This is a genomic window from Bosea vaviloviae (genome assembly GCF_001741865.1).
GTDB lineage: Bacteria > Pseudomonadota > Alphaproteobacteria > Rhizobiales > Beijerinckiaceae > Allobosea > Allobosea vaviloviae.
Map to the genome: position 1 here is coordinate 4,850,574 of NZ_CP017147.1, position 19,717 is coordinate 4,870,290.

Consider the following 19,717-nt stretch of genomic DNA (forward strand, 5'->3'; position numbering starts at 1 on the left):
CATTCTTGGCGGTGGTTCGTGCTTGCAGGGAAGCGCCCGGCCCTATCGCAGCGAGGGGGTGGCGTCAAACAGGCGGCGGTGTTCGTCGAGCGCGTACCAGTCGGTCATGCCGGCGATATAGTCTGAAATCCGCCGCGCCTGACGCTGCGGATCGAGCGCCTCGCAGCCCTCGCCCCACTCCGCCGGCATGGCGCTGGGCTCGGCCAGGAAGCGCGAAAACAGGTCACGCACCACGTCGGCCGCCCTGCGCCGGATCTCGGCGATGCGCGGATGGCGATACATATTGGGATAGAGGAAGGCCTTGATCTCGCTGTCGGCCGCCGTGATCGCCCCGGAGAAGGCGATGACGGGCGCGCCCGTCCGGCGAACCGCATCGGCGTCCCGCGGCTGCAGCGCCGCGATCCGGGCCTGCGACTCCCCGATCACATCCTCGACGAAGTGGGTGATGACGCGCCGGACGAGCTCGTTGGTGGCGCGCGGCTTGGCGAGGCCGGGATGCAGCCGGTCGATCTCGTCGAGCAATTCCGCCAGGAACGGCAGCTTGCGCAGGTCCGTAAGCTCGAACAGCCCCGCGCGCAGGCCGTCATCGAGATCATGCGCGTTATAGGCGATATCGTCGGCGAGCGCGGCAGCCTGCGCCTCCGCCGAGGCATAGCTGTCGAGCCAGAGATCCTGCTGCGCCTGGTATTCGAGGATCGCGGCGGGAATGCCGGTATCCGCATAGCGCGCGGTCGGCTTGCCATCGCCGCCGAGCAATGGGCCGTTATGCTTGACCAGCCCCTCCAGCGTCTCCCAGCTCAGGTTCAGCCCGTCGAAGCCGGCATAGCGATGCTCCAATCGCGTCACGATTCGCAGCGTCTGGGCATTGTGGTCGAAGCCGCCGAAGTCTTTCATGCACGCGTCGAGCGCATCCTCGCCGGTATGGCCGAAGGGCGTGTGGCCGAGGTCATGCGCCAGCGCGAGCGCCTCGGCGAGATCCTCATCGAGCCCCAGCGCCCGGGCAAGCGCACGCGCGATCTGCGCCACCTCGATCGTATGCGTCAGTCGCGTGCGGTAATGGTCTCCCTCATGCGAAACAAAGACTTGCGTCTTGTGCTTCAAGCGCCGGAAGGCCGTGGAATGGATGATGCGGTCGCGGTCGCGCTGGAACTGGCTGCGCGTCGGCGAGCTCGGCTCATCGACCAGACGACCGCGACTCAGGCTCGATCGGCAGGCATAAATCGCCCGCCAGCGGTCGCCGGGTTCCGGTTCAAAGCTCTGTTGATGCGGCATGGCGGATCCGTCATCGCCCCCTGCTTGTAGAGGCGCGTGTCGGCAATTACCTTTGTGGGCAACCCGGGTGCAAGCAGCATCTGCCCAAGGAGCTCGCCATGTCGACCGATATCGAGGTCAATCCGCGCGGCGTCGCCGTCGCCGTCACCGGCAAGGCCGCGAGCCGCATTCTCTCCGTGATGGAAAAGGAGCCGCCCGGCTCGATGCTGCGCGTCAGCGTCGCCGGCGGTGGCTGTTCCGGCTTCCAGTACATCTTCGACGTCGACCGGGAAAAAGCGCCGGGCGACCTCGTGATCGAGCGCGACGGCGCAACCGTGCTGATCGACGAGACCTCGCTCGATCTGCTCGAAGGCTGCACGATCGATTTCGTCGACGATCTGGTGGGTCAGTCGTTCCGCATCACCAACCCGAACGCGACCAGCTCCTGCGGCTGCGGGACGTCGTTCGCGGTCTGAATCCAACGCTCTGAACGTCGGGAGCGGCCTTCCTCGTCATGGTGGTCCTCGGGCTTGTCCCGAGGATCATCCCGGCCATCCACGTCTTCCTTCGTCGAGGGCAATGTTCAAGACGTGGATGCTCGCCACAAGGGCGAGCATGACGGCGCGGATTACTTGACCGGACAAGTGGCAGCGCGGCATCAATGCGAACTGATCGCGCCGCCCTGCTCCAGCCGGATCTCGGCGGCCATCAGGCCCTTCGGCCCGGGGCCATAGCGCACCAGCACGGCCTGACCCGGGATCAGCTCCACCAAGCCATAGCGCCGCAATGTTTCCATATGGACGAAGATATCCGGCGCGCCCTCGCCCGCCGAGACGAAGCCGAAGCCGCGCAGGCGGTTGAACCACTTCACCACCATGCGCTCGAGGCCGCTGGTCGGCGTGACCGAGACATTGGTGCGCGCCATCGGCAATTCGGCGGGATGACGCCCGGCGCTGGTGTCGATCGACAGAACCCGCACCGCCTGCCGGCCGCGTGTCTTCTCGATCGCCTCGAGCACGATGCGCGCGCCCTCGGCAATGGCGTTGAAGCCGTCGCGCTTCAGGATGGTGACGTGGACGAGCACGTCGGCGCCGCCATCCTCCGGGACGACGAAGCCATAGCCCTTGCTGACGTCGAACCATTTGACATAGCCGGCGAGCTCGACACCAGCCTCATGAGACAGCCCATCGGGCCCGTCGAGCCGCATCACGCGATTGAGCGACTGGATCGGTCCTACTGGTGGTCGCCCGCTCTCACCGTACTCGTCGGACATGTGCCGCTCACCCCCACGCGATTGGCTTGATTCGTGGTGTCACGATACCATTGCTGCCAAGGCGCGATACAGCCCGCAGAGCTTCATCCACATCAACGAGAGGGAAATATTCAATTGTAAGCAGCTTGGCCGCCCAAAGCTCAGTCGTCATGATCACGCGCGCCGCCATTTGATTCCGGAGAGACCGATGCAAGACCTGCAGACCCTGGTTCTCTTTACGGCAGCTTGCGCGGTGCTGACCGCGACGCCGGGTCCCGACATGCTGCTGATCGCTTCGCGCAGCCTGAGCCAGGGCCGCGTCGCCGGTTTCCTGACTTATACCGGCATCGCGGCGGGCAGCTATCTGCAGGCCTTCGCCGCCGCATTCGGGCTGTCGCAGCTCTTCATCCTGGTTCCTACCGCCTACGACATCCTGCGCTGGATCGGCGCGGCCTATCTCGCCTGGCTCGCCTGGACGACGCTGCGTTCGAAAACCCCGCTCTTCGCGCCAGACGCCACGGCAAGCCCCGTCTCGATGCGTCGCATCTTCATGCAGGGCCTGCTGACCAACCTGCTCAATCCCAAAATGGCGCTGTTCATGCTCGCCCTGCTGCCGCAGTTCCTAAAGCCGGAAGCCGGCTCGGTCGCGCTTCAGGTCATGGTGCTGGCGACGATCCTCAACCTGATGGGGCTGATCACGAATGGCATCGTGATTTTGACCGCAAGCCGGCTCGGCCACGCCATCGCCAGCCGCCCGCATCTCGCGCGCCTGCCGCAGAAGCTGATGGGCGCGGTCTTCGGCGCGCTGGCGATCAGGCTGGCGGTCTCGGCCCGCGAGTGAGACCCTGGCACGACGCCTAGCCGGTTACTGGCAGTTCTTCGACCAGGGACTCGATGAGCCTCCGGTCGGCCGGCGTGGCCGGATTGTAGACGATCAGGCTCAGATCCGGCCGGGCATCCACCGCGAAGGCAGAGTACTCCAGGGTGATCGATCCCAGCCTGGGATGACGCAGGCGCTTCACGCCGTCGCCATGCGTCTGGACATTGTTGTCGCGCCACATCGATGCGAATTCGGGGCTCGCCTGGCTCAACTCGTCGACCAGCTTCGCGACCTCCGCGTCGGCACCCGCGCGTGCGGCATCGATCCGGAAAGTAGCCACGACGAAGCGGGCCACGGATTCCCATTCCGACTGCGCGGCGCGGACGCGGGGATCACAGAAGATCAGGCGCAGGACGTTGCGTTGATCGGGCGGGAGCGCGCCATAGTCGGTCAGTACGGCCGCGGCTGCGCGGTTCCAGGCAACGACGTCCCAGGTCGCCGTCCTGACGATCGCAGGGCTGTAGGTCAGCACGTCCAGCAGGCGCTGCAATCGCGGCGTGATCGCGTCGCTGCCGCGATAACGGACCTCGGGCGGACGACCGAGGCCAACAAGGAACAGATGTTCGCGCTCGACATCCGTCAGCGTGAGCGCCCGCGCGATCCGGTCGAGCACGTCCGCCGAGGGACTTCCACCGCGCCCCTGCTCCAGCCAAGTGTACCAGGTCGCGCTGATATTGGCGCGCTGCGCCACCTCCTCGCGGCGCAGCCCCGCGGTTCGCCGCCGGCCGCCGGCAAGGCCGAAGGAGGCGGGATCGAGCTTCGTGCGTCGGCTCCTGAGATAGACACCGAGCGAATTGCCGTCGGACATCGCGGCTCACCCTGTTAGCAATTATACCGGGATAAGATCGCTACTTTACCCGAATATTCAGGCGGCAGCGCGAGCGCTGGCGGAGCGCGGCGTACGCGCGGCAACGATCCGGCTCGCGCCCTCGGTCCACGGCCTTGGCGACCACGGCTTCATCCCGATCCTGATTGCGATGGCGCGTGAGAAAGGCGTATCGGCCTATATCGGCGAGGGCCAGAACCGCTGGGCCGGCGTGCACCGGCTGGACGCCGCGCGCCTCTACCGGCTCGCACTCGAACAGGGCGCCACCGAGCCCGCCTATCACGCGGTCGCCGACGAAGGCACGCCCTTCAAGGATATCGCCGGGGTGATCGGTCGCCGACTCTGCCTGCCCGTCGAATCGCGTGGCCGCGAGCATTTCGGCTGGTTCGCCGACTTCGCAGGCGCGGATATGGCGGCGTCGAGCGCGCTCACACGGTCGCTGCTCGGTTGGGAGCCGACCGGCTCGGACCTGCTCAGCGATATCGGTCAGCCCGGCTACTATGCCGTTCGATGAGGATTTCACATGGAATCACAAAGTGATCCATCTGAAACCTGAATCCGTCTCTCAACCAAGAGTGAGAGCAGGATCTATGCGAAAACCGGTTCCCACTTTTTCGCATCCTGCTCTAGCGCAGCCAGGACGGGGCGACATAGCCGACGCAGCGCAGCTCTCCGCGCCTAGGGTTCACCACCTCGAAGGCCGGGACGGGGCAGTTGTTCGCGGGCGCCGGCTCCTTGAGTTCGGTGATGCTGCCATTGCCGGGACGAAGCTTGCGGAGCGTCCAGGTCGAGCCCCCTGAATAATATTGCGAGCTGAGTTGCCAACCCTGAGCCATGACCTCTTCGCTGAGCAACGGGACCGACAGCGCGAAGGCACAAGCTCCTCCGGCCAAGGCATTCGCGAGCCGTTTCAAGACCGGACGGGAGGATGCCGGAGCGGCATCTGCGTTCGCTTTCGGGGCGTTCTGTGTCATCGGGGGACATCCAAAATTGCGCTGCCCCCAAAGCTGCAATCATGACGCCGGGGAAAGTGCGCTGGATGTTGCCCCCGGAACCACGCCATCATTCCGAACCACCACCCTGACCCTGGCGAAAGGTCGAAGGGTCGCGGCTTGCCAACTCCGCCATGATTGCCGGCCGGGCTGAGACGGTCGCCCGCAGCACAGCCCGGTGCTTTCCTCAGGGCAAACTATGCGCCCATGGGCGGTCGCCGGCTCCCCGGCTATCGTCCTCGCCCGGCGGAATGGAATGTCGGCACGGCGCTCTCGCCCCGCTCGTGCGACCTACTCCTCAAAGCGGCCCGTGGCGTCGCGATCGCGCTCATATCGCCGCTTGAGCGGAAACGGCGGCAACCAGGCTTCGCGGCGGATGGTCCAGAGCTCGTAAGTCGGCATCAACTGGTCGGGGGCATCCAGCGATCCCAGGTGCACTTCGATTTCGTCGGCGCTGCGTGCGAAAACGGGCGAGCCGCAGCGGGGACAGAAAAACCGCCCGGCGTAGTCGCGTGTTTCGCCATCGATCGTCACCGCATCCTGTGGGAACACCGCGGAAGCGTGGAAAAGAGCCCCGTGATGCTTGCGGCAGTCGAGACAGTGACAGAGGCCGACCCGGTATGGGCGTCCCGACGCCACAATCCGGACATTGCCGCACAGGCAGCCGCCCGTGAACCGGTCCATGCTGCGTCTCCTCCAAAATCGAGCGGTCGGGATGCTAACAACGAACCCCATCGAGCGTCCATGACGGCCGATCACGTAGCGCGCGCGATCGCGGCAGATGATGAGCGACGATAGAGCAACACGATCGCCTGGGCAGAAAGCCGACGGCTCGTCGCTCGGTCAGGCTTTCGATTTCTCGTCCGCATCGCGCTGGTAGACGGCGAAGAAGGCTTTGCCCATCAGCGTGGTCTCGCCGTCGATGCATGTCTGGAGAACGGCCGCGCGGATGCCTTGAATCCGCGCGTCCTCCGGAGCCGCCGCCCCGGCGAATTCGGCAAGCTGAGCCGCAAGCCGCGTCTGGCCTTCCCCGGACAGGGTAGCGGCCCGCTCGGCAAGCTTGTCGGCGCCGCCCGCGAGTCGCGCCAACTCCGCTGCCAGATCGGCAGTCCGCGCCGGCTTCAGATGCGCCGGATCGCCATCGAACCAGCCGGCGTAGAAATGGTAGATGGCCCGAACCAGGAATTCGGGATCGTCATATTTCGGCAGCAGATAGGGCTTGGCCAGATAGCGTGGCGGGACTTTGACCGCGTGCAGCACGTCATCGAGCGTGGCGCCCTGATTGATCAATCGGAGCGTCTCGCTCGTCAGATATTCGAGCGCCTCGGCGCCGTCCCGCAGCACCTGCGCCGCCCGCTCCTTGCCGAAAATCACCGGCCCATGGCCCGGGATCAGGATCTCCGGCTCGAGCTCTTCCATGCGCCGCAACGCGACCGCCCAATCCGCCGCATAACGCTGGACCTTGCGCGGGTTGCCCGCATTCGGAAACACCCAGATCACGAAGTCGCCGCTCGCCAGAACGCGACGCTTCGGCAACCAGACGAAGCTGGCGTCGTCGGTTTCGCCACGCCCGTGGAAGAGCGTGATCTCCTCTCCGCCGATCGTGAGCGACAAGCTGTCGTCATAGACCTCGTCAGGCTGTCGCTGGCCGATCGGGTAGACATAGTCCGGCTTGTTGAATTGCTGGCCCTGAACGAGGCTGTTGAAGCCGTGCGACGCTTCGTATCGCTCCATGCGGCGCCGCACGTTCCGGTGAGCGACGATGCGCGGCCTGGGGCGGCCCCTCGCATCAGCTTCCTCGTCGATGAGCGTGATGCCGCTGGTGTGGTCGATATGGCCATGGGTGTAGATCACGGTGTGAACCGGGCTGTCGTCCCAGCTTCGCACGACGTCCAGCGTCTGGGCTGCGGTATCGGGCTTGGCCGTGTCGATCAGGACGAGCCCGGCATCGGTGCGGATAGCCGTGACGCTGCCGCAGAAATACGTCGTATGGACGGTGATGATGTTCTCCGCGACCTGCGTGATCGCCCCCTTGGACACCGCCGCCGTCCATTCCTCCATCCGGGCGGCGCCGCTCCAGAGCCGCTCGAACAACGCGTCGTGAGCCATCCCGAATTCCCTCTCAACCGAGCTGCACTTTCTTGCTTAGCACTGCCGACAGAGGAGTGAAGCCCGGGCAAGGAGGATGCTGACAGGCCGCGTCAGCTATGGCACGCGGACAGCCCGGGCACCCGCCTTATGCTCGACGACCGCCGGCAAATCCGGCCGTCACCAGAGGCCGGGGACCAATCGCCACTGCACCCGGCGGGCATAATCGTCATAGCCAGGAAGCTCGGCCCGCAACAGCTGGTCTTCCCATGACGTGCGCAGGACGAGCACCGCCGCCGCCAGAGCGGCGGGAACGAGCGCCCAGAGCGAGCCCAGCGCGAGCGCCATGCCGAAAAACAGGAACAGCGCGGCGATATAGCCGGGGTGGCGCACGAAACGGTAGGGACCGCTGTCGATCACGCGCTGATGCCGCTCGGACTGGATCCGGACGCCCGGCTCGAAATACGGGTTCATCGCCTGCGCCCAGCCCGTCACCGCAATGCCCGCCAGCACGGCGACATAGCCCGACAGCACCGCCCAGGCCGGCACAACCGACCAGTGGAACCGCCCGGCATCGAGCGCCGCGACCGGCAGGACCGCGACCATCGCCGGCAGGATGACCGCAAGCAGCGCCTTGTCCCAGCTTTTCGTGCCCGCCTGGAAGCGGCTGCGTGCGCGGTAGATGATCGGATTGACCCAGGCGAGCACCAGGGCCGAAGCTCCGAAGCCCGAAATCAGAACCGCAAGGAAGACCCATCCGGGCCGCCAGGCGATCGTGCCGGCAGGCCAGAAGATCAATCCAAGCAGCGAAAGCGGCAGGCCGATCGCATAGGCGATGGCCGTGCCGCGCGACATCGCGCTCGGCTCCCGGGGCGTTTCGGTCTGTTCCATGTCACGCACTCCTTCGGCAAAATTGTCTCCAGGCTGGCTTTGGCCCAAAGCTGACTTGGCCCAAGACTGACTTGATCCATGCGAGGGAACGCCGATCGATCGCCTCAGGATCGCGGCGTCTTCGCGCGCCACTGCTCGAGCGCTGCCTCCATCGCCTGGCGTATCGCCAGGTAGAACTCGGCCATGTCCTCGAGGCGGTCCCGAACCCCTCCCGACGCGACGGTGCCTGCGCCGTTCCTGAGGAGCGCGGCGAGCGCATCCAGCAGGCGGTTCTGCTCGGTCAGCATGCCCTCGTAATTATCGGACACCGCGTACAAGGCGCGCTTACTGCCGCGCTCGCCATGACGCCGGGCGAGCCTGTATGTTTCCAGCAATCGCGCGGCGACGCTGGCGCTGCTCTTGCTGATCTCGAGCTCGGCGGTGATGCGATCGAGGCTGACCGGCTCGGCGCGGAGCAGCAGATAGCCGTAGAGGCGCGCCGCTGTCTGGGGCACGCCCCAGGGGATCAACAACCGGGCGGCGTCCTCGATGAAGCGTTGTTCGGCCGTCGCCATGCGCTTATTCGCTATATTCGGCATTTTCCGAATATAGCGAATATAATGCGTATGTCCAACGTGCGAAGCTGGTCGGAGGAAATCCCATGCCCGCCACATAAGGCGCGCCTACCGGAATACGGCCCTTCCCTGCACCACGATCCCCTACCCCGCCAATCGCCCCAGCGCCGGGCCGATCTCGGCCCGAACCACGAGATCGGCGATGGCGTCGAGCTCCGTTGGCTCGCGGTTGACGATGACGAGTTTCGCGCAATTGCGCTTGGCGATGACGGGCATCGCCGCGGCGGGAAAGACGACGAGCGAAGAGCCGACCACGAGGAAGAGATCAGCCTGCAGCGTCAGAGATCAGCCTGCAGCGTCAGCGCATGGGCTCGCTGCATCTGGATCTGCGGCATCGCCTGACCAAACGAGATCGTCGCCGATTTGACCTGGCCGCCGCACATGATGCAGCGCGGCGGTTCGCCCGTCGCCTCGAAGGCCGGTCTGATCGCGGCGAGTTCATGACGCCAGCCGCAGGTCAGGCACGTAGCGTAGGTGCCGTTGCCGTGCAGTTCGACGATGCGCTCATCGGGAACGCCTGAGGCCTGATGCAGGCCGTCGATATTCTGGGTGACGATGCCGGGCGAGCGGCCCTCGCTCACCAACCGCGCCAAAGCGCGGTGGCCACGATTGGGGCCGGCGCCGGCGAAATGGTCGTCCATTGCGAATTTGCGCCGCCAGGCCTCGATGCGCGCCTCGCGGCTGGCGGTGAAGGCGGCAAACGGGATCGGCTTGTGAACCATCCAGGGCGAACCTGGCGTGCGGAAATCCGGCACGCCGGATTCAGTCGAGATGCCGGCTCCGGTAAAGCCGACGATCACGGCTGCCCGGTCGAGCATGGCATGGAGTTCGTCGATGGCGTCGTTGATCTCGTCCTGCATGCGCAATGATATGGGGTGATAACTCGCCCGCGTCCAAGCTGATTGACGGGGATGGCTGATTGACGAGGGCGCCGCCGCATCCCAAAGCTGCCTGCCATGTTGAAGACGCCGCAAGCTACCTTGAATCCCGACCTCCTCGGCACCGGTACGCCTCCGATCCCGGAGGCCCAAGGCTGGGCGCGCGCCTATGACGGCCGCAACGGGCCGCTGATCGACCTGTCTCAGGCCGTGCCGGGCTCACCGCCGCCGCAGGAGCTGCTGCAGCGCCTCGGTGAGGCCGCCGCCGCGACCGACAGCGCCCGCTATGGCGCGATCACCGGCGATCTCGCTTTGCGCGAGGCCTATGCGAAGGAGATCGGGAGTATCTACGGCGCGCGTTTTTCGCCCAGTGAGATCGCGATCACCTCGGGCTGCAACCAGGCTTATGTCATCACGATGATGGCGCTGGCCCGGGCCGGCGACAATGTGCTCCTGCCGACGCCCTGGTACTTCAACCACGAGATGACGCTGACCATGCTCGGCGTCGAGCCCAAGCCTCTGCCCTGCGATCCCGCCGCCGGCTTCGTGCCGGATGTCGCCGACGCCGAAAAATTGATCGACGCCCGCACCCGCGCCATCGTGCTGGTGACGCCCAACAACCCGACCGGCGCAGTCTATCCGGCCGCGACCATCGCCGCCTTCGCCGAGCTCTGTGCACGGCGCGGGCTCTGGCTCGTGCTCGACGAAACCTATCGCGATTTCCTGCCCGAAGGCGTTGCCAGGCCACATGAGATCTTTGCCGCAAGCACTTGGCAAGACTCCGTCATCGGACTCTACAGCTTCTCCAAGGCCTATGCCGTGCCGGGCTGGCGCCTGGGTGCGATCACGGCAGGCGAAAAGGTCGTCGCGCAGATCGGCAAGGTGCTCGACTGCGTCCAGATCAGTCCCGTGCGCGCCGGCCAGGCGGCGATCACCTGGGGCATCGACGGCATCCGCGCCTGGCGCGAGGCCAACCGCGTCGAGATCAATGCCCGCGCCGCCTTGTTCCGCGCCGCGATGGCCCCGCTCGAAGGCTGGCGCGTGCTCGCAGCGGGAGCCTATTTCGCTTATGTCGCACATCCCTTCGCGGGCGTGCCGGCAGCTGATGTCGCGCGCAGGCTGGTTGAAGAGCGCGGAGTGCTCGCCCTGCCCGGCCCCTATTTCGGCCCGGCCCAGGAGCAGCATCTGCGCGTCGCCATCGCCAATGTCGCAGCCGACAGGATTGGCGGGTTGAACGAAAGACTGCGTGGATTCGCCCTCGGTTGAAGCGTCGAACAGGAGGGAGCCCCGCAATGTGGTTCGATATCCGAAAGGCGACCATATGCCTCGGCGTCATGGCCGTGCTCGCGGGCGCCGCACAGCCGGGCGCCGCACAGCCGGGCACCTTGGAAGAGAACTTTTCTCCCACCTACCAGAAATGCATGGAAGCAAGCGGCGGCGTCACCGTGGCAATGCTCGATTGCGGGGCAGCCGAATACAGGACGCTCGATGCCGAGCTCAACGCCGCCTATCGCGGCGCGTCGGCCAATCTGACGCCGGATCAGCGCAACCTGCTGCGCAATACCCAGCGCGCCTGGCTGGCGCATCGTGATGCCACCTGCTCCTTCATGACGGGCCTGCGCGACCGCGGCACGATGGCGTCATTGAGCGACCAGAGCTGCCTCCTGAAGGCGACCGCGGAACGCACGAAATGGTTGAAAGACCTCTCGCCTCCGTAGATCGGAGCGTTTTCGAGCGCGGCGGGAGCCGGAATTGCTCTAGCTACCTGAACAGGCCCGCATAGCGCTCGCGATAAGCCCAGACCAAGAGGCTCCCGAGCACCACCAGGATGATAGCGACTGGGATGCCCTGCGGGTTGATCACCAGATGGAACAGCACGATCACCGTCATCACCGGCGCGAGCAATGCGAGGCCGAAGGCCGGCACGATGTTCAAGAGCAGGCTGAGCGCGCCCGCCAGATTGACCGTCTTCAACAGCGGCCAGAAGAAGCCGGCATTCTGCAGCGCGGTCTCGAAGGCGACGCCGCGCTCGCTGGTCGGCGGGTGGATCAGATGCGCGCCAGTGGCAAGCCACCAGAAACCGTCGACCGCGCTGACGAGGAAAAGCAGCCCGAGCAGGACGCGCGGAACCGTAACCAGAAGAATCTGTCGCATGACGTGCCCCCCGGCCGCGTTGAAGAAGTCCGGTCGCGGCTATCAGGCCAGGACGAGGCGCTGTCAATGCGCGCGTTTCCCTTCTCCCCTCGGGGGAGAAGGTGGCACGACGGAGCCGTGACGGATGAGGGAAGTCTTCTGGCTGCAAGAAAAAGGACCGCTGGCGCGACCCTTCCCTCATCCGTCGCCTGCGGCGACACCTTCTCCCACCCATCTCGGGCTTGCCCGAGATGGGCAACCTAAGTGTCAAAGTCGGCAACAGCCGACTTTGATGGGGGAGAAGGATAAAGCGGCTACATCGTCGCCCCGATCTGCCAGGGCACGAATTCGGCGTCGCCATAGCCCATCTCTTCGGACTTCGAATGCTCGCCCGAAGCGATGCGCAGCAGGTAGTCGAAGATCTCCTTGCCCTTCTCCTCCAGCGTCACGCCGTCGAGCACATCGCCACAATTGATGTCCATGTCGTCGGTCTGCTTCAGATACATCGGCGTGTTGGTGGCGAGCTTCACCGAGGGCGTCGGCTTGCAGCCATAGGCCGAGCCACGGCCCGTGGTGAAGGCGAGGATATTGGCCCCGCCGGCGACCTGCCCCGTGGCGGAGACTGGATCGTAGCCGGGCGTGTCCATGTAGACGAAGCCCTTGGACTTCACCTGCTCGGCGTAGTGATAGACCGCGGCCAGCGTCTTGGTGCCGCCCTTGGCCGCCGCACCGAGCGACTTCTCCAGGATGGTGGTGAGCCCGCCGGCCTTGTTGCCGGGCGACGGGTTGTTGTTCATGTCCATCCGGGCGCGGGCCGTATAGTCCTCCCACCACTTGATGATGCCGACGAGCTTTTCTCCCACCTCGCGCGTCGCGGCACGGCGGGTCAGCAGATGCTCGGCGCCGTAGATCTCCGGCGTCTCCGAGAGGATCGCGGTGCCGCCATGCTCGACCAGGAGGTCGACGGCCTTGCCCAAGGCCGGGTTGGCGGTGATGCCGGAATAGCCGTCCGAGCCGCCGCATTGCAGCGCCAGCATCAATTCCGAGGCTGGCACGGTCTCGCGCACGGCGCGGTTGGCGATCGGCAGCATCACCTTCAGCGCCTCGATGCCGGCGGCGACGGCCTTCTTCGTGCCTCCGGTTTCCTGGATCGTCAGCGTGCGGAAGACGTCGCTCTCCTCGACGCCATAGGCGTCCTTCATCCGCTTGATCTGGAAGCCTTCGCAGCCGAGGCCGACGACAAGGACGGCGGCCATGTTCGGGTTGCAGGCATAGCCCCAGGTCGTGCGCTTCAGCACCTCGAAGCTCTCGCCATTATAGTCGATGCCGCAGCCGGTGCCGTGGGTCAGCGCGATGACGCCGTCGACATTGGGATAATCGGCCAGCAGGCCCGAGCGCTTGACCTCCTCGGCCATGAAACGCGCCGCCGAGGCCGAGCAGTTCACCGAAGTCAGGATGCCGACATAGTTGCGCGTACCGGCCTTGCCCGGTCTTCCGCCAGAACCCTCGCGACGGAAGCCTTCGAAGGTCGCCTGTTGCTCGATGGGCAAGACGAATTCGGGCTTGGCCTCGGCGCAGAAAGCATAGTCGCGCTCGAAGGCGTGGAAGCCGGTATTGTGCTCATGCACCCATTCGCCAGGCGGAATATCGACCGTGGCGAAACCGATGATCTGGCCGAATTTGCGGATCGGCTCGCCGGTCGCAATCTTGCTCAGCGCCAGCTTGTGCCCGCGCGGAATCCGCTTCAGCGCGGTGACGCCTGCTGCCGTCACGCCGGCATCGACCGGATCGACCGCGACCGCGACATTATCGGCGGCGTTGAGCGTGAGCGTGCGGGGCGGAATCGCTTTGTCGAGCATCGGAGAAGGACCATTGGCTGCCTAGGCTGCGAAGATCGCAGCATTCGGGCAAAGCAATGCGCCTCTCCGCGTCAGTTTTCAATCGTTTGAAGCGGGCAGCGGCTTTGCGTCGCTCCGGGACAAAAAGCCCGGGCTCTCACCCATGAAAACGCGAGCGACCGCCGGCCTCGTCAGATCGAAGCGTCGGTCACACCCAACTTGTCGCGCATCTGCTGACGATTCATGCAGGACACGTCGTAAGTGACCTGCCGCCCCTTGAACTCGGCGCGCTGCGCGAATTCGCGTGTCATATCGCGTGTGACGTCGTCTACCCGGGCTTCACAGGCCTCGATCGTGGTGAACGCGCTCTCGTTGATCCTGGTCGTCGTACAATTCGCCTGGCCTGTGACACAGGCAAGAACCACCATCGTGAATGCGTCCATTCCCTCGACCCTTCCGTTGCTCGATGACCGGCTGGCCAACGCGGCCGCAAGGGTCAGAGCAATTCTCGGGCCATTCTCGTTAAAGGTTGCTTATGAACCGGAAGCCGGCTTCTCCCCGGCCCTATGGCCGGGGAGATCTGCCGGTCTGGGGCGATCACTCGATGATGTGCACGACGCGCCGGTTCGAAGGCTCGACCAGGACGACGTGATTATTGGTGTAGACATAGCGATACTTGCTGACCGAAGGGCCCCAGTCCGACGGCACCGGCGCCAGTTCGACGTCGGCCGGGAGCGTCGCGCCGACCGTGACCTTCTCCTTGATCATGGTGGGCTTGACCTTCTCCTTGACCACGTACTCCTTGATACGGGTCTGCTCGGGCTGCCCGATCGTGATATTGGCGCTCACTTGGGCGAAGGCTGTCGAGCCAGCGACGAGCGCAGCGGCCATCACGGAACCGAGAATGACCTTTTTCATGGTGTTCTCCTTTGTCCCCTGCCCATGATTGGGCTCGGTCCGCTTGGAACGTGGCCAGATTAGGTTGGTTCCAAAGTTCGTTCCCAATGCTGAACCGCGACCCTTTGTCGTGCGCCAAAAAGCTGAGCCATAGAAGCTAGCCGGCTTGGGTTGAAAGCGAGGCGGGGCGGAGCGATACACGGCCTCATGCGCGATGGCCGGCTTTGATAAAATCGAGGAAGGCCCGCAGCGGCGCGGGAACCAGGCGCCTGCCGGGATAATATAGGAACGGTCCCGGAAAGCTCTGCCACCAGGTTTCGAGGACCGGCTCGAGCGCGCCGCTGTCGAGATGCGGACGCAGCCAACCCTCGAAGAGGGAGATGATCCCGCTGCCGGCGATCGCGGCCTCGACGGCGAGATCGATCGCGCCTCCCACGCTGACGATGAGCGGGCCCGCGGGGTCGACCCGCACGACCTCGCCATCCCGCTCGAACTCCCATGGCGTCGTCAAGGCTCCGCTGGCAAAACGGCCGAGCAGGCAGGCATGGCCGAGCAGATCGCGGGGATGCGCCGGACGGCCGGCGCGATCGAGATAGGCCGTAGCCGCCGCAGCCGCGAAACGCTGGACGCGGGGGCCGATCGGCACCGCGATCATGTCCTGCTCCAGACGCTCGTCATAGCGGATGCCGGCGTCGCAGCCGGCCGCCAGGACATCGACGAAGCTTTCCTCGGCGACCACCTCCAGCCGAATCTCCGGATAGGCGGCCAGGAACGGCGGCACGATGGTGGGCAGGATGAGCCGCGACGCGCTGACCGGCACATTGAGGCGGAGCGTTCCCGCGGGCCTGTCGCGAAAGCTGTTCACGACGTCGAGCGCCGTTTCCACCTCCAGGAGGGCCGGCCCGAGACGATCGAGCAGGCGTTGGCCAGCCTCGGTCACTGCCACGCTGCGTGTGGTGCGGTTGAGCAGCCTGACTCCGAGCTGCGCCTCGAGCCGACGCACTGCTTCGCTCAATCCCGACGCGCTACCGCCGCCGGCCCGTGCGCCATCGCGAAAGCCCTTGGCGCGCGCGACCGCCACAAAGGCGTTGAGGTCGCTCAGATCGGCTTTCATTGTTTTGAATCCCGCACAGCCTGTACGGATTATGACCGGTTATCGTGCAGGCCGGCAATGACTAGCTCGGGGTCGTTCCCAGCGGAGATCATCCATGTCCACCATCGAGCCATCCGGCACATTCGTCCTCGGCGACCGCCCCGTGAAGCGCCTCGGCTACGGCGCCATGCAACTCGCAGGGCCCGGCGTCTTCGGCCCACCCAAGGATCGCAACGCCGCGCTCGCCGTGCTGCGCGAGGCGGTAGCGGCGGGCACGAACCACATCGACACCTCGGATTTCTATGGGCCCCACGTCACCAACCGAATCATCCGCGAGGCGCTGCATCCCTATCCCGACGACCTCGTCATCGTCACGAAGGTCGGTGCCCGGCGCGGCGAGGACGCATCCTGGATTCCAGCCTTCTCGGCCGACGCCCTGACGCAGGCGGTTCACGACAATCTCGGCAATCTCGGCCTCGACGTATTGGACGTCGTCAACCTCCGCGCCATGTTCGACGTCCACGGCCCGGCGGAAGGGTCGCTGGAGGCGCCGCTCGCCACGCTGGCCGAACTTCAGCGCAAGGGCCTCATCCGTCATATCGGGCTGAGCAATGTCACGCCGACGCAGATCGCGGATGCGCGCAAGATGGTCGAGGTCGTCTGCGTCCAGAACCAGTACAATCTGGCGCACAGGGCAGATGATGCCCTGATCGACGATCTCGCCCGCGACGGCCTCGCTTATGTGCCGTTCTTCCCGCTCGGCGGTTTCAGCCCGCTGCAATCCTCGATCCTGTCGGATGTCGCCGCGCAGCTCGGCGCTACGCCGATGCAGGTCGCGCTTGCCTGGTTGTTTCACCGGGCGCCCAACATTCTCCTGATCCCTGGAACCTCGTCCATCGCGCATCTGCACGACAATCTGGCTGCGGCGGACATCGCATTGCCGGACGAGGCGCTCGTTGCACTGGACCGGATCTCCGCTTCGCTGCGTCCGGAATGACGGCGGCTAGGTGGTCAAGGCAGAGCTATCGACATCTTTGGGTGCATTTCAGACTAGGCTCTCTGGATGAGTGCTCAACGCTCAAACGGCTGCCGACGTTCTCGCCGATGACGAAACCCGCCGGCGAAGCGGCCTTGACAGCGATAACTAGCGTCGGATGGAAACCATCTCCAGCTCCGGGAAAGGCGCCGTTGCGGTGCAGTAGCCTGGCCGCACTCGTGCCGTCGCGACCGAGCTGCTACGATTGACCGTCACGAAGGCGCTTTTACGCTGCGGAATACCGGCCACGATCATCGTCGCCGAAACGCAGTATTCCTCGCTTGTGCTGCCGAAAAGCATTGACCCGACGCTACGCCCGGGCGCGAGCCCGGCTTGAGCGAATTGGGGTTTGCCGATGATGCTCCAGCCACCGAAATGCGGGGCGCTGGCGATGGTGGATGCGATCATCCAACGGGTCTCGGCCTCGCCGGCAGAAGCCCTGACGACACGGCCTGAACTGCCTGATGCAACGCAGCCGCCAAGCAGCAATGCCAACGCCGGAGCGAACATGATCTTCATTGGTAGACACTCCAGCACGCAATCGAGCGAATATTTAAGAGCAGCTGTAGTCGCGCGCGCTGAAGGAAGACCTACCAAGAGAAAACCCCGATCAAGAATGACCGGGGTTCAATAAGCTATAGTTAGCGATGGTTTGAGGTGCGGCCCGAGGGCCGGCGCCTCACTTGGCGGCCGGAACGGCCTTGGCGACGATGCCTTCGAACGGCTTGTAGGCGTCCTTGGCGAGGGCGGTGTAGAGCTCGCCCATCTTGGTCAGCTGGGCGACGGCGCCCTCGAAAGCGGTCTTGACGTAGTCGGTCTGGATCTCGATCGCCTTGTCGAGGGTCTTCACGGCGGCGAGCTTCTCGATCGTCGCGGTGCCGGCCTCGAAGGACTTCTTGGCGTAGTCGGAAGCCTCGACGGCGATGGTCTGCACGCCCTTGGAGGTGGCGCCGAAAGCCTTCAGGGCCGCATCGACGTTCTCTTTCGAAGCCTTCTGGATCGTCTCGAACTGCTGGATCATGTTTCTTCCCTCCGGCACCGGAGTGCCGCCTCTGCTGACGAGCCCTTGCGGACCCAGGTTTTGCGCCCCAAGGCCAGATGAAAAGGTTCACCACCGGGGACAGTCCTCATATTGTGCAGTGCAACATGAATGTCAAGGACGCACCGCATTGCACCAGACGCAGACCGCGCCGAAACAGATGCGTCGCTTTTTAACGGCTCCGTAACCGCATCCGCCTAACCTCTCCCACTGTGTCCTTATCGCCACGTTTGTTGACGTGGTGCGGGTTCGGGACGTGAGTTCTGAGTTGAGGCGGGTTGCATGGTTTTTTGTTGCGTTGGTACCCGACGCGCGCGTCTTCGCGCGGTCGTCGGACTGATCGGTGTCGTCACGATTGCGGTCAGCATGGCCGCGTCTCCGGCCGAAGCCCGCAAGCGTCGCCACCATGGCGCCGGCGGCGGCTATACGCCGCCTTACGCGGCCATGGTCGTGGACGTGAAGAGCGGGCGCACCTTGCACGCCGTCAATGAGGATGCGCCGCGCATCCCCGCCTCCCTGACCAAGGTCATGACGCTCTATATGCTGTTCGAGCAGATGGAGCGCGGCCGCTTCAGCATGGATTCCGAGCTCAAGGTCTCGGCTTATGCCGCGGCCCAGCCGCCGACCAAGCTCGGCCTGCGCCCGGGCTCCACCATCGCGGTCGAGGACGCCATCAAGGGCATGATCACGCTCTCGGCCAACGACGCCTCGGTCGTGGTCGCCGAGGGCATCGCCGGCTCGGAGGACGCCTTCGCCGAGATGATGACACGCAAGGCGCGCTCGCTCGGCATGAGCTCCACGCGCTTCCACAACCCGCATGGCTTGCCGCATTCCCCGCCGAACCTGACCACGGCGCGCGACCTCACCATCCTGGCCCGTGCGATCCAGGAGCGGTTCCCGCGTTATTTCCCGCTCTTCCAAACGCGCTCCTTCCAATATGGCGAGCGCACGATCCGTGGTCATAACCGCCTGCTCGGCCGCATCGAGGGCGTCGACGGCATCAAGACCGGCTACACCCGCGCCTCGGGCTTCAACCTGATGACCTCGGCCAAATCGGAAGGCCGCCAGATCGTCTCGATCGTGCTCGGCGGCCGCTCCGGCGCCTCCCGCGACAAGATCATGGCCGATCTCGTGGTCGCCAACCTGCCTCGCGCCGCCACCAGCGGCCGCGCCTCGACCATGGTCGCCGAAGCGCCCGAGCCGGAGGAGGCGCCGCGCCGCGCCGCCCCGGTCGCCGCCGCGCCGCCGCAGCCCGTCGCTGTCGCAGCCGTCGAGCCCGCGCCCATGCCGGTGCCGCGTCCGCGCATCCAGCAGGAAGCGCCGCTTCCCGCCGCCGCCCGCGCCTACACCGCCACCACCACAACGCCGATCGCGCCGCCGCGTCCGCTCAATGTCGGGGCCCAGCCGCTGCAGCTTTCAGGCATGCGCACCGTGACCGCGACGACGACGCCCTCGGCGATGCGCTGGTCGATCGGCGCCCAGCCGGCCGATGCCAAGGTTCTGCGCCCGCCGGCGAATGTCGACGTCACCTCCTCGATCGCCAAGGTCGCCGAGCCCGACGAGGAGGCCCTCGCCAAGCTCGCCCAGGCCACGCCGCAAGAGGTGAAACAGCTGGAGCGCAAGATCGAACTGCGCCAGCCCATCGCCGTGGCCGCCGCCGCTGCTGACAAGAAGCCCGAGCCCGCCACCATCGTCCTCGCCAAGGCCGCGGCCGACACCAAGGCGAACGATGCCCGCCCGGCTGCGGCAGTCGCCAGCGGCAAATGGATCATCCAGCTCGGCGCCACCGATGACGAGGCCAAGGCCAAGGACATCCTCGCTCGCGCCCGCTCCAAGGCGGCAGGCCCGCTGGCCGATGCCTCCGGCTTCACCGAGAAGGTCGAGAAGGGCGGCGCTACCTTGTTCCGCGCCCGCTTCGTCGGCTTCGAGGACCCCAAGGACGCCCAGAACGCCTGCACGAAGCTCAAGCGCGACGGTTTCGCCTGCTTCGCGACCCGCGGCTGATGGAC

21 protein-coding genes and 2 pseudogenes are annotated in these 19,717 nt (G+C 65.4%); 7 read left to right on the top strand and 16 right to left on the bottom strand.

Going from position 1 to position 19,717, the window contains the following annotated elements:
* Positions 1 to 42: 42 nt before the first annotated feature.
* The gene (locus BHK69_RS22190; RefSeq protein ID WP_069691988.1) at positions 43 to 1,272 is read right to left on the bottom strand and encodes a deoxyguanosinetriphosphate triphosphohydrolase; all 1,230 of its coding nucleotides are present in this window, start codon (positions 1,270 to 1,272) and stop codon (positions 43 to 45) included.
* 98 nt (positions 1,273 to 1,370) lie between these two features.
* On the opposite strand from BHK69_RS22190, the gene BHK69_RS22195 reads away from it, so the two are divergent.
* Positions 1,371 to 1,727 (top strand): HesB/IscA family protein, encoded by a 357-nt coding sequence (locus BHK69_RS22195; protein WP_069691989.1) that lies wholly within the window; start codon positions 1,371 to 1,373, stop codon positions 1,725 to 1,727.
* A gap of 182 nt (positions 1,728 to 1,909) precedes the next feature.
* On the opposite strand, the gene BHK69_RS22200 is transcribed toward BHK69_RS22195, so the two are convergent.
* Positions 1,910 to 2,524: a cold-shock protein gene (locus tag BHK69_RS22200; RefSeq protein WP_069691990.1), complete on the bottom strand. Its 615-nt coding sequence runs from the start codon at positions 2,522 to 2,524 to the stop codon at positions 1,910 to 1,912.
* Positions 2,525 to 2,711: 187 nt separating this feature from the next.
* On the opposite strand from BHK69_RS22200, the gene BHK69_RS22205 reads away from it, so the two are divergent.
* Complete coding sequence (locus BHK69_RS22205; RefSeq protein WP_069691991.1) at positions 2,712 to 3,344, top strand: LysE family translocator; 633 nt, start codon at positions 2,712 to 2,714, stop codon at positions 3,342 to 3,344.
* Positions 3,345 to 3,360: 16 nt separating this feature from the next.
* On the opposite strand, the gene BHK69_RS22210 is transcribed toward BHK69_RS22205, so the two are convergent.
* The gene (locus BHK69_RS22210; RefSeq protein ID WP_069691992.1) at positions 3,361 to 4,191 is read right to left on the bottom strand and encodes a helix-turn-helix transcriptional regulator; all 831 of its coding nucleotides are present in this window, start codon (positions 4,189 to 4,191) and stop codon (positions 3,361 to 3,363) included.
* A 58-nt stretch (positions 4,192 to 4,249) separates the two neighbouring features.
* Here BHK69_RS22210 and BHK69_RS22215 point away from each other — a divergent pair.
* Positions 4,250 to 4,723 (top strand): annotated as a pseudogene (locus BHK69_RS22215) (Rossmann-fold NAD(P)-binding domain-containing protein); the annotation flags it as partial.
* Positions 4,724 to 4,835: 112 nt separating this feature from the next.
* Here the strand turns inward: BHK69_RS22215 and BHK69_RS32725 are convergent.
* The 6 genes and pseudogenes from BHK69_RS32725 to BHK69_RS22245 all read right to left on the bottom strand — a co-directional run bounded on the left by BHK69_RS32725 (position 4,836) and on the right by BHK69_RS22245 (position 9,654).
* A complete protein-coding gene (locus tag BHK69_RS32725; protein ID WP_158516259.1) occupies positions 4,836 to 5,045 on the bottom strand; it encodes a hypothetical protein in 210 nt (69 codons plus the stop codon).
* 447 nt (positions 5,046 to 5,492) lie between these two features.
* Positions 5,493 to 5,885: a GFA family protein gene (locus BHK69_RS22225; RefSeq protein ID WP_069691994.1), complete on the bottom strand. Its 393-nt coding sequence runs from the start codon at positions 5,883 to 5,885 to the stop codon at positions 5,493 to 5,495.
* A 159-nt stretch (positions 5,886 to 6,044) separates the two neighbouring features.
* Positions 6,045 to 7,310, bottom strand: a complete 1,266-nt coding sequence (locus tag BHK69_RS22230; RefSeq protein WP_069691995.1) for an alkyl sulfatase dimerization domain-containing protein — start codon at positions 7,308 to 7,310, stop codon at positions 6,045 to 6,047.
* 159 nt (positions 7,311 to 7,469) lie between these two features.
* The gene (locus tag BHK69_RS22235; protein WP_199578970.1) at positions 7,470 to 8,180 is read right to left on the bottom strand and encodes a methyltransferase family protein; all 711 of its coding nucleotides are present in this window, start codon (positions 8,178 to 8,180) and stop codon (positions 7,470 to 7,472) included.
* Between the two features lie 104 nt (positions 8,181 to 8,284).
* Complete coding sequence (locus BHK69_RS22240) at positions 8,285 to 8,734, bottom strand: GbsR/MarR family transcriptional regulator (protein WP_244548282.1); 450 nt, start codon at positions 8,732 to 8,734, stop codon at positions 8,285 to 8,287.
* Between the two features lie 144 nt (positions 8,735 to 8,878).
* Positions 8,879 to 9,654, bottom strand: a pseudogene (locus BHK69_RS22245) (SIR2 family NAD-dependent protein deacylase).
* Between the two features lie 96 nt (positions 9,655 to 9,750).
* Between BHK69_RS22245 and BHK69_RS22250 the strand changes: the two are divergent.
* Together BHK69_RS22250 and BHK69_RS22255 are read left to right on the top strand one after the other, a co-directional pair.
* Positions 9,751 to 10,938, top strand: coding sequence for an aminotransferase (locus BHK69_RS22250; protein ID WP_069691997.1), 1,188 nt, complete (start codon positions 9,751 to 9,753; stop codon positions 10,936 to 10,938).
* A gap of 68 nt (positions 10,939 to 11,006) precedes the next feature.
* Positions 11,007 to 11,390: a lysozyme inhibitor LprI family protein gene (locus BHK69_RS22255; protein WP_158516260.1), complete on the top strand. Its 384-nt coding sequence runs from the start codon at positions 11,007 to 11,009 to the stop codon at positions 11,388 to 11,390.
* A 43-nt stretch (positions 11,391 to 11,433) separates the two neighbouring features.
* Here BHK69_RS22255 and BHK69_RS22260 read toward each other — a convergent pair whose 3' ends face one another.
* The 5 genes from BHK69_RS22260 to BHK69_RS22280 all read right to left on the bottom strand — a co-directional run bounded on the left by BHK69_RS22260 (position 11,434) and on the right by BHK69_RS22280 (position 15,654).
* Positions 11,434 to 11,826, bottom strand: coding sequence for a hypothetical protein (locus BHK69_RS22260; protein WP_069691998.1), 393 nt, complete (start codon positions 11,824 to 11,826; stop codon positions 11,434 to 11,436).
* A gap of 293 nt (positions 11,827 to 12,119) precedes the next feature.
* Positions 12,120 to 13,664, bottom strand: a complete 1,545-nt coding sequence (locus BHK69_RS22265; RefSeq protein ID WP_069691999.1) for a UxaA family hydrolase — start codon at positions 13,662 to 13,664, stop codon at positions 12,120 to 12,122.
* Between the two features lie 170 nt (positions 13,665 to 13,834).
* The gene (locus BHK69_RS22270) at positions 13,835 to 14,086 is read right to left on the bottom strand and encodes a hypothetical protein (RefSeq protein ID WP_069692000.1); all 252 of its coding nucleotides are present in this window, start codon (positions 14,084 to 14,086) and stop codon (positions 13,835 to 13,837) included.
* A gap of 154 nt (positions 14,087 to 14,240) precedes the next feature.
* Entirely contained in the window at positions 14,241 to 14,561 is a 321-nt protein-coding gene (locus BHK69_RS22275; RefSeq protein ID WP_069692001.1) for a DUF1236 domain-containing protein, read from the bottom strand.
* A gap of 184 nt (positions 14,562 to 14,745) precedes the next feature.
* Positions 14,746 to 15,654 carry a LysR family transcriptional regulator gene (locus BHK69_RS22280; RefSeq protein ID WP_069692002.1) on the bottom strand — a complete coding sequence of 303 codons (909 nt, stop codon included), beginning with the start codon at positions 15,652 to 15,654 and terminating at the stop codon, positions 14,746 to 14,748.
* A gap of 94 nt (positions 15,655 to 15,748) precedes the next feature.
* On the opposite strand from BHK69_RS22280, the gene BHK69_RS22285 reads away from it, so the two are divergent.
* Entirely contained in the window at positions 15,749 to 16,630 is an 882-nt protein-coding gene (locus tag BHK69_RS22285) for an aldo/keto reductase family oxidoreductase (RefSeq protein ID WP_069692003.1), read from the top strand.
* Between the two features lie 147 nt (positions 16,631 to 16,777).
* Here the strand turns inward: BHK69_RS22285 and BHK69_RS22290 are convergent, their stop codons facing one another.
* On the bottom strand, positions 16,778 to 17,188 hold the full coding sequence (locus BHK69_RS22290; RefSeq protein WP_069692004.1) for a hypothetical protein: 411 nt from the start codon (positions 17,186 to 17,188) through the stop codon (positions 16,778 to 16,780).
* Positions 17,189 to 17,348: 160 nt separating this feature from the next.
* A complete protein-coding gene (locus BHK69_RS22295) occupies positions 17,349 to 17,690 on the bottom strand; it encodes a phasin family protein (RefSeq protein WP_069692005.1) in 342 nt (113 codons plus the stop codon).
* 384 nt (positions 17,691 to 18,074) lie between these two features.
* On the opposite strand from BHK69_RS22295, the gene BHK69_RS33225 reads away from it, so the two are divergent.
* Positions 18,075 to 19,712 carry a serine hydrolase gene (locus BHK69_RS33225; RefSeq protein ID WP_244548284.1) on the top strand — a complete coding sequence of 546 codons (1,638 nt, stop codon included), beginning with the start codon at positions 18,075 to 18,077 and terminating at the stop codon, positions 19,710 to 19,712.
* Positions 19,713 to 19,717 lie beyond the last annotated feature (5 nt).